This window comes from Roseateles sp. (assembly GCF_036486225.1).
Taxonomy (GTDB): Bacteria; Pseudomonadota; Gammaproteobacteria; order Burkholderiales; family Burkholderiaceae_C; genus Roseateles.
This window is the reverse complement of the sequence record NZ_DASVNZ010000179.1, coordinates 1-12,584: the sequence shown is the minus strand read 5'-3', so window position 1 is coordinate 12,584 and position 12,584 is coordinate 1. Positions and strand designations below refer to the sequence as shown.

Annotated in this window: 14 protein-coding genes; 11 read left to right on the top strand and 3 right to left on the bottom strand. The window is 67.7% G+C overall.

Annotated features, from left to right (window positions below; genetic code table 11):
• The 3 genes from VF536_RS12605 to VF536_RS12595 form a co-directional block, all read left to right on the top strand.
• Positions 1 to 1,693 (top strand): M3 family metallopeptidase (locus VF536_RS12605; protein WP_331615197.1); only part of this gene is annotated, 1,693 nt, incomplete at its 5' end.
• Between the two features lie 30 nt (positions 1,694 to 1,723).
• On the top strand, positions 1,724 to 2,491 hold the full coding sequence (locus VF536_RS12600; RefSeq protein WP_331615196.1) for a hypothetical protein: 768 nt from the start codon (positions 1,724 to 1,726) through the stop codon (positions 2,489 to 2,491).
• 2 nt (positions 2,492 to 2,493) lie between these two features.
• Positions 2,494 to 2,685: a hypothetical protein gene (locus tag VF536_RS12595; RefSeq protein WP_331615195.1), complete on the top strand. Its 192-nt coding sequence runs from the start codon at positions 2,494 to 2,496 to the stop codon at positions 2,683 to 2,685.
• A 25-nt stretch (positions 2,686 to 2,710) separates the two neighbouring features.
• Here VF536_RS12595 and VF536_RS12590 read toward each other — a convergent pair whose 3' ends face one another.
• Both VF536_RS12590 and VF536_RS12585 read right to left on the bottom strand, forming a co-directional pair.
• Complete coding sequence (locus VF536_RS12590) at positions 2,711 to 3,271, bottom strand: DUF2242 domain-containing protein (RefSeq protein WP_331615194.1); 561 nt, start codon at positions 3,269 to 3,271, stop codon at positions 2,711 to 2,713.
• A 120-nt stretch (positions 3,272 to 3,391) separates the two neighbouring features.
• Positions 3,392 to 3,739, bottom strand: coding sequence for a hypothetical protein (locus VF536_RS12585; RefSeq protein WP_331615193.1), 348 nt, complete (start codon positions 3,737 to 3,739; stop codon positions 3,392 to 3,394).
• 230 nt (positions 3,740 to 3,969) lie between these two features.
• On the opposite strand from VF536_RS12585, the gene VF536_RS12580 reads away from it, so the two are divergent.
• The 3 genes from VF536_RS12580 (at position 3,970) to VF536_RS12570 (ending at position 5,100) form a co-directional block, all read left to right on the top strand.
• Complete coding sequence (locus VF536_RS12580; RefSeq protein WP_331615192.1) at positions 3,970 to 4,164, top strand: hypothetical protein; 195 nt, start codon at positions 3,970 to 3,972, stop codon at positions 4,162 to 4,164.
• 37 nt (positions 4,165 to 4,201) lie between these two features.
• Positions 4,202 to 4,516 (top strand): BON domain-containing protein, encoded by a 315-nt coding sequence (locus VF536_RS12575; RefSeq protein WP_297524751.1) that lies wholly within the window; start codon positions 4,202 to 4,204, stop codon positions 4,514 to 4,516.
• A gap of 143 nt (positions 4,517 to 4,659) precedes the next feature.
• The gene (locus tag VF536_RS12570) at positions 4,660 to 5,100 is read left to right on the top strand and encodes a response regulator transcription factor (protein WP_331615191.1); all 441 of its coding nucleotides are present in this window, start codon (positions 4,660 to 4,662) and stop codon (positions 5,098 to 5,100) included.
• Here VF536_RS12570 and VF536_RS12565 read toward each other — a convergent pair.
• Complete coding sequence (locus VF536_RS12565; protein WP_331615190.1) at positions 5,078 to 5,710, bottom strand: response regulator transcription factor; 633 nt, start codon at positions 5,708 to 5,710, stop codon at positions 5,078 to 5,080. The genes VF536_RS12570 and VF536_RS12565 overlap by 23 nt on opposite strands.
• A gap of 45 nt (positions 5,711 to 5,755) precedes the next feature.
• On the opposite strand from VF536_RS12565, the gene VF536_RS12560 reads away from it, so the two are divergent.
• The 5 genes from VF536_RS12560 to VF536_RS12540 form a co-directional block, all read left to right on the top strand.
• Entirely contained in the window at positions 5,756 to 7,264 is a 1,509-nt protein-coding gene (locus VF536_RS12560; RefSeq protein ID WP_331615189.1) for a CHASE3 domain-containing protein, read from the top strand.
• Positions 7,265 to 7,444: 180 nt separating this feature from the next.
• Positions 7,445 to 7,891: a BON domain-containing protein gene (locus VF536_RS12555; protein WP_331615188.1), complete on the top strand. Its 447-nt coding sequence runs from the start codon at positions 7,445 to 7,447 to the stop codon at positions 7,889 to 7,891.
• Positions 7,892 to 8,116: 225 nt separating this feature from the next.
• Entirely contained in the window at positions 8,117 to 10,279 is a 2,163-nt protein-coding gene (locus VF536_RS12550; RefSeq protein ID WP_331615187.1) for an esterase-like activity of phytase family protein, read from the top strand.
• An 89-nt stretch (positions 10,280 to 10,368) separates the two neighbouring features.
• Positions 10,369 to 10,824, top strand: a complete 456-nt coding sequence (locus tag VF536_RS12545) for a universal stress protein (protein WP_331615186.1) — start codon at positions 10,369 to 10,371, stop codon at positions 10,822 to 10,824.
• Positions 10,825 to 10,949: 125 nt separating this feature from the next.
• A partial coding sequence (locus VF536_RS12540) for a M13 family metallopeptidase (RefSeq protein ID WP_331615185.1) occupies positions 10,950 to 12,584 on the top strand: 1,635 nt, incomplete at its 3' end.

Here is a 12,584-nt window from a genome sequence, read left to right as displayed (position 1 = left end):
GTACAACCAGTTCCTGCGCGCCGGCGCGAAGCTGGACGAGGACGGCAAGGCCCGCATGAAGGCCATCAACGCCGAGATGGCGCAGCTGGGCGCGCGCTTCAACCAGAACGTCCTGGCGGAGGTGAACGACTCGGCGGTGACCGTCGACAGCGTCGACGAGCTGAAGGGTCTGAGCGACGAGCAGATCTCCGCCGCCGCGGCCGCCGCGAAGGAACGCGGCCTGGACGGCAAGTACCTGATCGCGCTGCTGAACACGACCGGCCAGCCGGTGCTGTCGCAGCTGGAGAACCGTGCGCTGCGCCAGCGCATCTACGAGGCCTCGGTGGTGCGCGGTTCGCGCGGCAACGCCTACGACAACACCGCGCTGGTGTCGCGCGTCGTGTCGCTGCGCGCCGAGCGCGCGAAGCTGCTGGGCTTCGCGACGCACGCCGACTTCGTGCTGAAGGACGAGACCGCCCGCAACCAGCAGGCCGTCAACGGCATGCTGCGGCAGCTGGCGCCGGCGGCGGTCGGCGCCGCGCGCCGCGAGGGCGCGGAGCTGCAGGCGATCATCGATCGCGAGCAGAAGGCGAAGAAGGAGCCGTCCTTCCAGCTGGCGGCCTGGGACTGGAGCTTCTACAGCGAGAAGCTGCGGGCCGAGAAGTACGGCTTCGACGAGGCGCAGCTCAAGCCCTACTTCGAGATGAAGAACGTGCTGGAGAACGGCGTGTTCTACGCGGCCGGCCAGCTGTACGGCCTGAAGTTCAAGCAGCGCCACGACCTGCCGGTCTATCACCCGGACGTGCTGGTCTACGACGTGTTCAACGCGGACGGTTCGCAGCTCTCGATCTTCATCGCCGACATGTACGCGCGGCCGTCCAAGCGCGGCGGCGCGTGGATGAACGCCTACGTCGACCAGAGCGGCCTGATGAACCAGAAGCCGGTGGTGGCGAATCACCTCAACATCCCGAAGCCCGCGGACGGCAAGCCGACGCTGCTGACCTGGGACGAGGTGACCACGATGTTCCACGAGTTCGGGCATGCGCTGCACGGCATGTTCTCGAACGTGAAGTACCCGAGCATGGCCGGCACCAAGGTGCCGCGCGACTTCGTCGAGTACCCGTCGCAGGTCAACGAGATGTGGGCGGACTGGCCGAGCGTGCTGGCCAACTACGCGAAGCACTACAAGACCGGCGAGCCGATGCCGCGCGCGCTGCTGGACAAGGTGCTGGCGGCCAAGCAGTTCAACCAGGGCTTCGCGACGACGGAATATCTCAGCGCCGCGAGCCTGGACCAGCGCTGGCACCAGCTGCCGCTGGACCAGGTGCCCGGCGCCGACGGCGTGATGGCCTTCGAGGCCAAGGCGCTGCGCGAGGACGGCTACGACTACGACGCCGTGCCGCCGCGTTACCGCACGCCCTACTTCAGCCACATCATGGGCGGCTACGCGGCGGGCTACTACGCGTATGTCTGGTCGGAGGTGCTGGACGCCAACACGGTGCAGTGGTTCAAGGCCAACGGCGGCCTGAAGCGCGAACTGGGCGACGCGTTCCGCGCGAAGCTGCTGTCGCAAGGCGGCAGCCAGGATGCGCTGACGCTGTTCCGCGGCGTCGTCGGCCACGAGCCGCAGATCCAGCCGCTGCTGGAGCGCCGCGGCCTCGTCATCGAGAAGACCCGCACGGCGGGCAAGCCGCAGGCATCGACGCCACAGTAATTCGGGGGAGATAACCCACCCGGAGGTGGGTTGTCATCCGTGATTCGTCAAAGGGCGCTCATCGAGGCGCCCTCTTTCGTTTTTGGGCTGAACTTCCCGCACCAGACTTTCCGCCATGTTGTCGTGGTGGAGCAGTGCGGATGGATGAGATTACGAAGCGGTGGTTTGAGGCGTCTGCGGTGCGGGTCATTCGTGCGGCCTGATCTGAAGGACTTTCACTCTGATGAGGCGCTTGCCCGGCTATCTGGCGCTCCGAAGGGAAGCCTTCTTGAAGTGAATCATTCAGTCGATGGGATCGAACTGAAGGTCGTCAATCAGGACTTGCTCTGCGAGCCGATGGTGCGCTTCATCCGCCCGACGACGGTCGGGCACGTTTTTGAGATCCGCAACGCGGGATTCGTCTTGCGTCCACAGTTCCGCGGGCTGGGCATAGGCCCTCGCAGCGTTGCTTTCGAGTTGCATGAGGCCTGCCAACTCAACTACATCTCCAAGGTGGTGACTTACGCCGTTGGAGATTGGTCAAGCGGAGCCGGCGAATATGCGATGAACGGCTATCTGGTCTGGGCGAGGATGGGATTCAATGCCAAGCTCTCGGAGGACTTTCGTCGACACGTCGCATTCCCGCCCTCTTGCCAGGGCGTGGAGGATGTCGTGGGTCTGATGTCTTCTGCTGAAGGGCGCGACTTTTGGGTACGCTACGGCAGCAGCATCTGGATGGAGTTCCCTCTGCAAAGTACGTCCGCCAGTTGGAGTCAATTTCGAAAATTTGCGCGAGAGCGCAACATCGAGGTCACTTGAGCATGAGCCCCCATGAAATTGCGATGCATCTGACTCGGCCGATGTCAGACGAAGAGGCGGACCGCATGATCCTGGCTCGTTACGGCGCTCGCGAGATGGCGGATTTGGATCTCATCACGTTGGCGGAAATCAACGAGAGTGTTGCCAGAATCGAGCGTGAGGAAGCAAGGCGCCGGGAGCTCGGTTCCGCGTGATGGGATGGGGCGCCTTGCCACGGGCTCACCCGCCCGTCTTGTCCAGCTCGCTCGTGTCCTCGTTCCCCTGCTGCGTGATCAAGCGCTGCATCAACGCGAAGAACCGGTCGTAGAACTGCCCGGCGGGGATGGTTTCTGAGGCGACCTTGACAAGCGACTCCGTCGACGACGACAGCGGCACCGAGATCGAGCCGATCGCGCTCACGCCCAGGCTGGTGGAGTTCGCGCTGCGCTTGACGTTGTAGCGGTCCTGCAGCGCCGAGACATACGCCGTCGCGAGCTTCCCGCTGCCGCCCTCCGGCACGCACACCACCGTGAAGCTGATCTCCACGTGCACTTCGCCTTCCGGCTGGAAGCGCTTCGTGCCCGAGATCGAATCCGGCAGCGCCGTGTTGATCACGTAGCCCTGGCTCAGCAGCGCGCGCCGCGCCGCCTCGCAGGTGTCCTGCACGCCGGCATCGAACAGGCGCGAGAAGGTCTCGTCCGAGGCGAAGCGCTCGTTCTGGTAGACGGAGTTCTTGCGCTCGGCGGCGCTGGTCCCGAAGGTGCCGCAGCCCGTCGTGAACGCCGCAGCGATGGCAGCCATCGCGAGCGGGCGGAACGTGGCGGAGAAAAAGGAAGCAGGGCGTCGGATCATCATCGTCGGGCCGTGATCGGCCAGCGACGGATTATCCGCGCCCTGTCTTAGGGAAGTTTGAGGGGCCGGTCAGTGCGTCGTCTGCGCCGTCAGCACCGTCTGCCATTCGCCATCGACGCAGGCCGACAGGTGACGGGCGCTGCCGCGGCAACGCTGCCAGTGTTCGGTCGCAGCCGACAGCAGCGCCGGCCAGTACGGATGGTCGCCGGCGCAGCGGCTGCGCGGGATCACGAGGGCGAGCTCTTGAACGTCCGCCCGGCCGTCGGCGTCGATGTAGGACAGCTGCGCCTTGACCACCACCGTGAGCGGCGTGGAGAGCAGCAGCTCGGCGTTCACGCAATGGGAGGGACGGAAGTCCGGATGGGCGGGGGCCGGTGCCAGGGCGGCGCTTCCAACGGCGGCGGAGAAGGTGTTCATCTTGTTCTCGTCTCAGGTCTCTTGTTCGATGCCTGCATCCTAAGAAGAGGGGCTCGCCAACCCTGTGGGGGGCCTGCGCGATGCCTTGTAGGACAACGCCTCATTCGGCCCGTGGGCGATGCCATGTCCGCTTGTCCTACAAGACATCGCGGACGCGGACGACAGGGCGGGCTGTTCGGCATACGTAGAGTTGATTCCAGCGCACCACGGGGTGCACAAGGAGCTGACAGATGGGCATCGCCGACCACCATTCCCTCGCCTTGCACGTTCATGAATTCGCCTGCCAGGTCCAATGGACCGCGATCAGCGACCACGAACCGGTGCTGGGACTGGAAGCGGCGCTTCCGTATCTGCTGGACCACGCCCCCGCGACGTTCGCCGAGCCGGCCCCTGCTGTCGTGTCGTCAGACCGCCACGCCGCGTGAGTCCGAGCCTTTTCATCAATCGAAGGAGATCAACATGATGATTCGAGCCACCGTTCTCGCCCTGGCCACCGCTGTGGGCGCCCTGACCCTGCTGCCCGGCTGCGCCGTGACGCGCGGTCAATCCTCCGTCGGCGAATACGTCGACGACGCGGCCGTCACCACCGCGGTGAAGTCCAAGTTCGTCGAGGCCAAGTCGGTCGACGCCAGCTCCATCCACGTGGAGACGCTGCAAGGCGAGGTGATGCTGACCGGTTTCGCCAAGAACGCGACCGAGAAGTCCGACGCCGAACGCCTGGCGCGTGAAGTCAAGGGCGTGAAGCGCGTCAAGAACGAGATCGCGATCCGCAACTGATGCGCTGACGCGATTCCCCGATGTGGGTCTGGAGGCGGCCTGACCAACCGCCTGCGGACGCACCGCGCGAACGGACGGTCCCAGTGCGACCCGTCCGTTCGCGCGTATCCGCTTGTGGTTTCGAGCAGTACGCGAGCCCTTTCATGGATGCCCAGCCCGCCAGCGCCGCCCTCACCTGTTTCCTCGTCGAGGACAACGCCGTCATCCGGGAGAACCTGGTGGCGACGCTCGAGGAGATGGTGGACCTGCGCGTCCTCGGCCATGCGGTCGACGAGAACGGCGCCCTGAGCTGGCTGTCGCAGGACCATCCCGGCTGCGACCTGCTGATCATCGACATCTTCCTGGCGCAGGGCACCGGCCTGAACGTGCTGCGCGCCGCCAGCGAACGCATGCCCCGGGCGCGCCGCGTCGTGCTCAGCAACTACGCCACGCCCGACATGCGCCAGCGCTGCTTCGCGCTGGGCGCCGACAAGGTCTTCGACAAATCGGCCGAGCTGGAAGACCTGCTCGCCTACTGCGGCGGCCTGGTCGACGCGGCCAACCGCGACGCCGGCGATGCCGCTACTCGATCAGCCCGTTCTTGAGCGCGTAGTACGTCAGCTCACTGTTGGTGCTGAGCGAGAGCTTCTCCAGCACGCGCGACCGGTAGGTGGACACCGTCTTCACGCTCAGCGACATGCCGTCGGCGATGTGGCCCACGGTCTCGCCGCGTGCCAGGCGCAGGAAGACCTGCAGCTCGCGTTCGGACAGCGTGTCGTGCGCGGCCTGGTCGGCCGGGGAGCCGAGGCCCTCGGCCAGCAGTTCGGCCACGGCCGGCGTGATGTACTTGCGGCCGCGGAAGACGGTGCGGATCGCCGTGGCGATCTCCTCGGGGTCGCATTCCTTGTTGAGGTAGCCGCTGGCGCCCTGGCGCAGCAGCGTGGTCGCGTAGTGCGTCTCCGGGAAGCCGCTGAGGATCAGCACCGGCAGTTCCGGCTTGCGCGCCTTGATCGCGGCCAGGGTCTCGACGCCGCTCTGGTCGGGCAGCGAGAGGTCCATGAGCATCACGTCGAGCTCGCCGGCGCGCACGAGGTCCAGCGCCTCGCGGCCCGATCCGGCTTCGCCGGTGACGCGCAGGTCGACTTGTTCGGAGAGGAATTGCCGCAGCCCGGCGCGGACAATCGCGTGGTCGTCGACGATGGCGATTCGGATCATGGTGGCGATGGTCAAGTGAGCGAAATCGCTCAGGGAGTGTAGAGGATGAGCCTGAAGGACACCGTCACGAACCTGGGTCGCAAGACCTGGGCGATGCCGCTGGGCGTGTTCGTGGCCCTGCTGATGATCCTGATCAGCGAGCTGGCCTACTTCGGTGCCGTCTCGCAGATGGACCGTCTGGACACGCTGGGCCGGGCCCGGATGGAACTGCTCCGGCTGATGGCCCGCGTGACCGACGCGGAGTCAGGGCAACGGGGATACCTGATCACCCGCCGGCCCGAGTATCTGGACCCGTACCGCTTCGCCGCGGAGGATGCGTCGCAGGGCCTGAACTCCCTGCAGCGGATGTACGCCCAGGTGGGCGCCGAGGATGCCGAACGCCGCAGCAAGGAGATCGCCGGGGCCGTCAGCGCCAAGCTGAGCGAGCTGCAGGAGGTGCTCAAGCTCTACGAGAACGGCCGTGAATCGGCCGGGCGCGAGCTCATGATGACCGACATCGGCCGCGACCAGATGGAGCAGATCCGGCGCCGTTCCGCCGAACTGCTGGCCGACGAGAACCGCCGCATCGCGCTCGGCACCGGTCAGGTTTACGACACGCTGATGATGAGCCGCATCGGCGTGGCCGGCATGACGCTGCTGAGCCTGATCGTGTTCGTGCTGTTCGTGCGCAAGAGCCGGGCGCTCGACGTGCAGCGCGCGGAGCAGGCGCAGGAGGTCCGCGCCGAGCGCGACCGGCTGGAGGTCGAGGTGACCCGCCGCACCGCCGAGCTGACGCAGCTGGCGCGTCACCTGCAGACCGCGCGCGAGGACGAGCGCGCTCGGCTGGCCCGCGACCTGCACGACGAGCTCGGCGCGCTGTTGACGGCGGCCAAGCTCGACGTCGCGCGGCTACGGCCCAAGTTGCAGGCCGAGGCGCCGGACCTGATGCAGCGCCTCAACCATCTGACGGAGACGCTCAACAGCGGCATCGCGCTCAAGCGCCGGATCATCGAGGACCTGCGCCCGTCGACACTCGACCAGCTGGGCCTGGTGCCCGCGCTGGAAATCCTCTGCCGCGAGACCTCGGAGCGGCTGGGCGTGCCGATCAAGGTGGAACTCGACCCCGCGGTCGACCTGGTCCCGAGCGCCCAGTTGACCGCCTTCCGGCTCGTGCAGGAGGCGCTCACCAACACCGCCAAGTACGCGCATGCGACCGAAGTGACCGTGTCGCTCAAGCGCGAGTACGCGCAGGCGTTGGTGACCGTCACCGACAACGGCCAGGGATTCGATCCAAGCCGCCTGGCGCTCGGCTCGCACGGGCTGCTGGGCATGCGTTTCCGTGTCGAGGCCGAGCGTGGTCAGCTGCAATTGCGCAGCGCGCCCGGCCAGGGCACCGAGGTGTGCGCCTGGCTGCCGCTCAAGCGCGACGAGCCGGACATCCCGCGGATCGATTTCCCGATTCCCGGGATGACGGCCATGCCCGGCGCGGCGGGCGCGGGGACGTCACCGTCGTCGGCGCCCGTGCCGGGGGCCCCGGGCGAGGCCGGCCTTCCGCCGGCCGGCGGCGGCCTGTAGGCGCGTTCCTACGGCCGACCGGGACGTCGGGTGACCGCCGCTTCCGGTGGCAACCGACCCGCTCCGGACGGCGGGCTGCATAGAGTGAAGGCATGGATCCGCGGCCACCCGCGGAATGTCCGCGGAACCTCCGCGATACCCGCCTATCCCGCGATTAGCACCCGCGAAAGGAGCCTCGCCATGAAGCACTCTTCCCGCCCCGCCGCCCTGTCCCTGCTGCTGCCCGCCGTGGTGGCCGCCGTCGCCCTGACCGCCTGCGGTCGTGAGGACGACGGCCGCACCGCCGGCCAACGCCTGGACGACGGCATCTCCAAGATGGAGCAGAAGTCCGAAGCTGCCAAGCAGGACACCCAGCAGGCCATGGACAACGCCGGCGCCAAAATGGAACGGGCCGCCGACAAGGCCGGCGCCGCCATCGACGACGCGCAGATCACGACGTCCATCAAGACCTCGCTGGCTGGCGATCCGAAGCTGAGCGCGCTCGACGTCAAGGTCGAGACGGAAAAGGGCCACGTGACGCTGGACGGCACGGCGCCGGACCTGGCCGCGCGTGATCGCGCCGGTTCGATGGCCCTGGCCGCCAAGGGCGTCCAGTCCGTCAACAACCGCATCAAGGTCAACGGCTAATTCCCTCCTCTGCAGCCGTCTGACCGGGGCCCCGGACCGCGTCCTCCGTGACGCGGCGCCGGGGCTTTCTGCTGGGGGATTCCCCGGTTCTTGTCGTATTCGTGTCGATTCGTAAACCCTCTTCACGGGGCTGTCATCGCCGGCCCCTAGCGTGCCGCCCTGTCGCGTCACGGCTCTGTCGAGGGAGGCCTGGGCGCGTCAGTCCTCGAGCCACGAAAGATCGACATGAAAAAGACGACCGACCATTCCGCCGCGCGTGCCACCACCCGTTCCAGCGTGGCGTCCCGCCGCATGGGCCTGACCTTGATGACCTTGACCGCCGCAGCGGCCCTGACCGCCTGCAACACCAAGGACAACGATCCGTACGTGATCCCCCAGAACGGCGCTGCGATGCAGGCCCAGCTGGTGGACGCGCCGGTCGAGGGCGTCACCTTCGCCGCCGCGCCCTCGGGCATCACCGGCAAGACGGGCGTGAACGGCGTGTTCACCTGCAAGGCGGGTGACACGGTCAGCTTCAGCGTCGGCAGCGTGGTGCTCGGCAGCGCCACGTGCGCGGCGACGGTCGCCGCCGCCGACCTGGCCGGCACCGCCGTGCTGACCGACGCGAAGTTGCAGAACCGCCTGGTGTTCCTGCAGGCGCTGGACGAGGACGACGATCCCACCAACGGCATCAAGATCACCGCCGCCGTGCACGACACGCAGACCAAGACGCTGGACTTCAGCCTGGTCGCCGCCGACTTCGACAAGGCGTTCGCCGCGCTGCTGCCGGCCGGCCAGAACGACGTCTATGGCCAGCCCTACTCGGGCCGGACGATGAACGCCAACCGCCGCGCCGCCGCGGTCGAGCACTACGAATCGACGATGGCCACGCTGCTCGGCAAGACCGAGACCAGCAGCGCCACGCAGGACACGGCGGGCGGCGCGGTCGCGATCACCAAGTTCCAGATCCGCGCGGCCGACAGCCAGTACGTGCCCTACGAGGGCGGCAACGCCGACGCGAAGAAGGACTTCCCGAAGGGCTTCTACCCGGCCGTCGGTTCGGGCCTGGTCTACAAGGGCAAGAACGCCGCGGGCGCGCTTGAGTTCTGGGGCATCACCGACCGCGGTCCCAACGGCGACAGCCCGAACGCGCCGCGTCCGGACAACGGCGCCATCGTCACCACCAAGATGTTCCCGGCGCCGAGCTTCGCGCCCTCGATCGGCGTGATCACGCTGGGCAAGGACGGCGCGGTCATCTCCAGCCTGAATCCGCTGAAGAACCCGAACGGCAGCAAGGTCACCGGCCGTCCGCTGCCCTTCGGCGCCGTCGGCAGCAGCGCCGAGGTGCCGCTGGCCGACACGATGAAGTTCGACCAGACCAAGGGCAACTTCGACGCGAACGGCCTGGACAGCGAGACGCTGGTCTACGACGACGCGAACAAGGCCTTCTGGACCTCGGACGAGTACGGCCCGTTCATCGTCAAGATCGACGCCGCGACCTTCCAGATCGTCAAGCGCTACGCGCCGGGCACGACCGCGGGCAGCCTGCCCGATGTGCTGAAGAACCGCCGCGCCAACCGCGGCATGGAAGGCCTGGCGATGGACACCGGCAGCGGCAAGCTGCACGGCTTCCTGCAGAGCCCGATCGACCCGGTCGACAACGCCGGCAAGAGCATCGAGGCCGTCGACAGCGCCGACCTGGACCAGGACGGCAAGAAGGACGACAAGGTCAAGGTGCGCGACTTCGCGCAGTTCGCGCGCTGGATCGAGTTCGATCCCAAGACCGAGACCTCGAAGCTGTATGCCTACCCGCTGAGCTACCCGCTCGCCGCCAAGGGCGAGAAGTGGGACCGCAACCGCACCGGCAGCGCCAAGCTGGGCGACCTGGTGTCGCTGGGCAACGGCAAGTTCATCGTCATCGAGCAGGGCGCCGACGCCACCGGCGCGGTGCGCAACTTCCTGATGCTCGTCGAAGTGCCGGCCGCGGCGACCGACATCGCCGCGATCGGCATCGAACTCGAGAAGAACAGCATCGACGGCGTCACCGCGTCGGCGGTGAGCTGGACGAACGTCGTGAAGCTGAAGAAGACGGTGCTGCTCGACCTGAACGCCGCCGGCTGGAAGGCCGAGAAGGCCGAGGGCCTGGCGATCGTCGACGGCAGCACGCTGGCGCTGATCAACGACAACGACTTCGGCCTGAAGTCGGTGCTGGTCGATGCGAAGGGCAAGGTCGTCGCCGGCGATCCGACCGAGTGCACGGTCGACGTCAACGGCGTGATCGTCCAGGACGGCACCTGCGCGAGCGGCGCGGTCCTGTCGCGCGTGACGCGCGGCAACGAGGTCGACCGCCTGACGCACCTGTGGCTGTTCAAGTTCCCGAAGGCGCTCAACAGCTTCAGCGTGCAGTGATCGGGCGAGGCGCAGGGCGCACGGGGCACCGTGCCGCCCGGCGCTTCCGGCGCTAGCATGGCCTCATCCCATCCGATGGAGCGACGACCATGTACGCCAAGATCCTGGTTCCTGTCGACGGCAGCCCCACCTCCAACGCCGGCCTGGCGGAGGCGGTCCGGCTGGCCAAGCTCAGCGGCGGCGAGATCCGCCTGTTGCACGCGCTGGACCTGCAGGCATTCGCGATGATGTCCAGCGCCGGCCTCGGCATCACGCCGGACAACTTCGAGCAGATCCGCGCCGGCGGACGGAAGGTGCTCGCCGAAGCCGCGGCCGCCGTCAGCGAAGCCGCGTTGCACGTCACGACGCAGCTCAGCGAGAGCCTCTCTTCCCGCGTCAGCGACCTCGTGGCCGAGGAGTGCAAGACCTGGGGCGCCGAGGTCATCGTGCTGGGCACGCACGGCCGCCGCGGCCTGTCGCGGGCGCTGCTGGGCAGCGATGCCGAGCTGATCGTCCGCTACGCCGAGGTCCCGGTGCTGCTGGTCCGCGGTCCGAAGGAAAGCTGACACGCGCTTGCCGTCCCGTGTCGGCCCGTCGCCAAGACGGGTCTACCCGAGGTGTCGTCCGGCACCCTGCGATGGCGGTCGCCTGGCGGAGAATGCCCGGCAGCACCCACTCACCGCTGTCGAGCATGACCCCTCACCTCCTCGCCCGCACCGCCGCGGCCGCGCTCGTCGCGGCCGTTTCCTTTGGCGCCGCTGCCGACGCCGCCGCGCAGAGCGCTTCGACCGCCGCTGCGGCGAACCCGGCGAAGCCGGCCACGGCCGCTGCTGCGACGCCCGAAGGACCGCTTGACCAGCTGCCCTACACGCCGAGCCTGGACACCGCCGCCATGGATCGCAGCGCCGATCCGTGCGAGGACCTCTACCAGTACGCCTGCGGCGGCTGGATGGCCGCCAATCCGATCCCGCCCGACCAGGCGCGCTGGTCGGTCTACGCCAAGATGGCCAACGAGAACCAGCGCTACCTCTGGGGCATCCTGGACAAGCTCTCGGCCGCCGATCCGCAGCGCAGCGCGAACCAGGTCCGCATGGGCGACTACTTCGCCGCCTGCATGGACGAATCCGCCGCCGACCGCCATGCGCTCGCGCCGCTGCGTCCGTTGCTGTCGCGCATCGATGCGCTGAAGGACCGCCGCGAGCTGCCCGCGCTGCTGGCCGCGCTGCACCTGGCGACCAACAACGAGCGCATCTTCTTCCACTTCACGTCGGGCCAGGACATGGCCGATTCGACGCGGGTGATCGCCTTTGCCTACGCCGGCGGCCTGAGCCTCCCCGACCGCGAGTACTACTTCAAGACCGACGAGAAGTCGCGCGCGCTGCGCGAGCAGTTCATCGCCCACGTGGCGCGCAGCTTCGAGCTGCTCGGCGACGCGCCTGAAGCCGCCCGCACGCAGGCGAAGCAGGTGATGGCCATGGAGACGGCGCTGGCGCGCGCCTCGTTGAGCCGCGTCGACAAGCGCGATCCGTACAAGGGCTTCCATCCGATGAAGGCGGCCGGGCTGCAGGCGCTGACGCCGGGCTTCGACTGGGCCGTTTATCAGCGCGGGCTGGGCCTGGACCCGCAGGCCGCCTACAACGTCACCGAGCCGGCGTTCTTCAAGGCGCTGTCCAAGGAGCTGCGCCAGCGCGACCTCGCGCAGTTGCGCAACTATCTGCGCTGGCAGCTGGTCAGCAGCCAGGCGCCGACGCTGTCGGGTGCGGCCGTGTCGGCCAACTTCGAGTTCTTCGGCCAGACGCTGCAAGGCGTGCCGCAGCTCAAGGCCCGTTGGAAGCGCTGCGTCGAGCTGGTCGACGCGCAGCTCGGCGAGGCGCTGGGCCAGGAATTCGTCGCCCGCAACTTCAGCCCGGACCTGAAGGACAAGACGCTGACGATGACGAAGCAGATCGAGGACGCGATGGCCGCGCGCATCCAGTCGCTGGGCTGGATGAGCACGACGACGAAGCAACGCGCGGTGGAGAAGCTGCATGCGATCGTCAACAAGGTCGGCTACCCGGACCGCTGGCGCGACTACGGCGCGCTGACGGTGGCGCGCGACGATTTCGCCGGCAACGTGATGCGCGGCAACGACTTCGAGCTCAAGCGCCAGTTGGGCAAGATCGGCAAGCCGCTGGACCGCGGCGAATGGGGCATGACGCCGCAGACGGTCAACGCGTATTACGACGCGCAGATGAACGACATCAACTTCCCGGCCGGCGTGCTGCAGCCGCCGCTGTTCGATCCGAAGCTGGACGACGCGCCGAACTACGGCAACACCGGCGGCACG

What these genes read in the sequence shown, in the direction of transcription:
- VF536_RS12550 (WP_331615187.1), top strand. Translation starts at nt 8,117, where the DNA reads ATGAAAAAGACGACCGACCATTCCGCCGCGCGTGCCACCACCCGTTCC.
- VF536_RS12560 (WP_331615189.1), top strand. Translation starts at nt 5,756, where the DNA reads ATGAGCCTGAAGGACACCGTCACGAACCTGGGTCGCAAGACCTGGGCG.
- VF536_RS12565 (WP_331615190.1), bottom strand. Translation starts at nt 5,710, where the DNA reads ATGATCCGAATCGCCATCGTCGACGACCACGCGATTGTCCGCGCCGGG.
- VF536_RS12585 (WP_331615193.1), bottom strand. Translation starts at nt 3,739, where the DNA reads ATGAACACCTTCTCCGCCGCCGTTGGAAGCGCCGCCCTGGCACCGGCC.
- VF536_RS12580 (WP_331615192.1), top strand. Translation starts at nt 3,970, where the DNA reads ATGGGCATCGCCGACCACCATTCCCTCGCCTTGCACGTTCATGAATTC.
- VF536_RS12545 (WP_331615186.1), top strand. Translation starts at nt 10,369, where the DNA reads ATGTACGCCAAGATCCTGGTTCCTGTCGACGGCAGCCCCACCTCCAAC.
- VF536_RS12570 (WP_331615191.1), top strand. Translation starts at nt 4,660, where the DNA reads ATGGATGCCCAGCCCGCCAGCGCCGCCCTCACCTGTTTCCTCGTCGAG.
- VF536_RS12590 (WP_331615194.1), bottom strand. Translation starts at nt 3,271, where the DNA reads ATGGCTGCCATCGCTGCGGCGTTCACGACGGGCTGCGGCACCTTCGGG.
- VF536_RS12575 (WP_297524751.1), top strand. Translation starts at nt 4,202, where the DNA reads ATGATTCGAGCCACCGTTCTCGCCCTGGCCACCGCTGTGGGCGCCCTG.
- VF536_RS12555 (WP_331615188.1), top strand. Translation starts at nt 7,445, where the DNA reads ATGAAGCACTCTTCCCGCCCCGCCGCCCTGTCCCTGCTGCTGCCCGCC.
- VF536_RS12595 (WP_331615195.1), top strand. Translation starts at nt 2,494, where the DNA reads ATGAGCCCCCATGAAATTGCGATGCATCTGACTCGGCCGATGTCAGAC.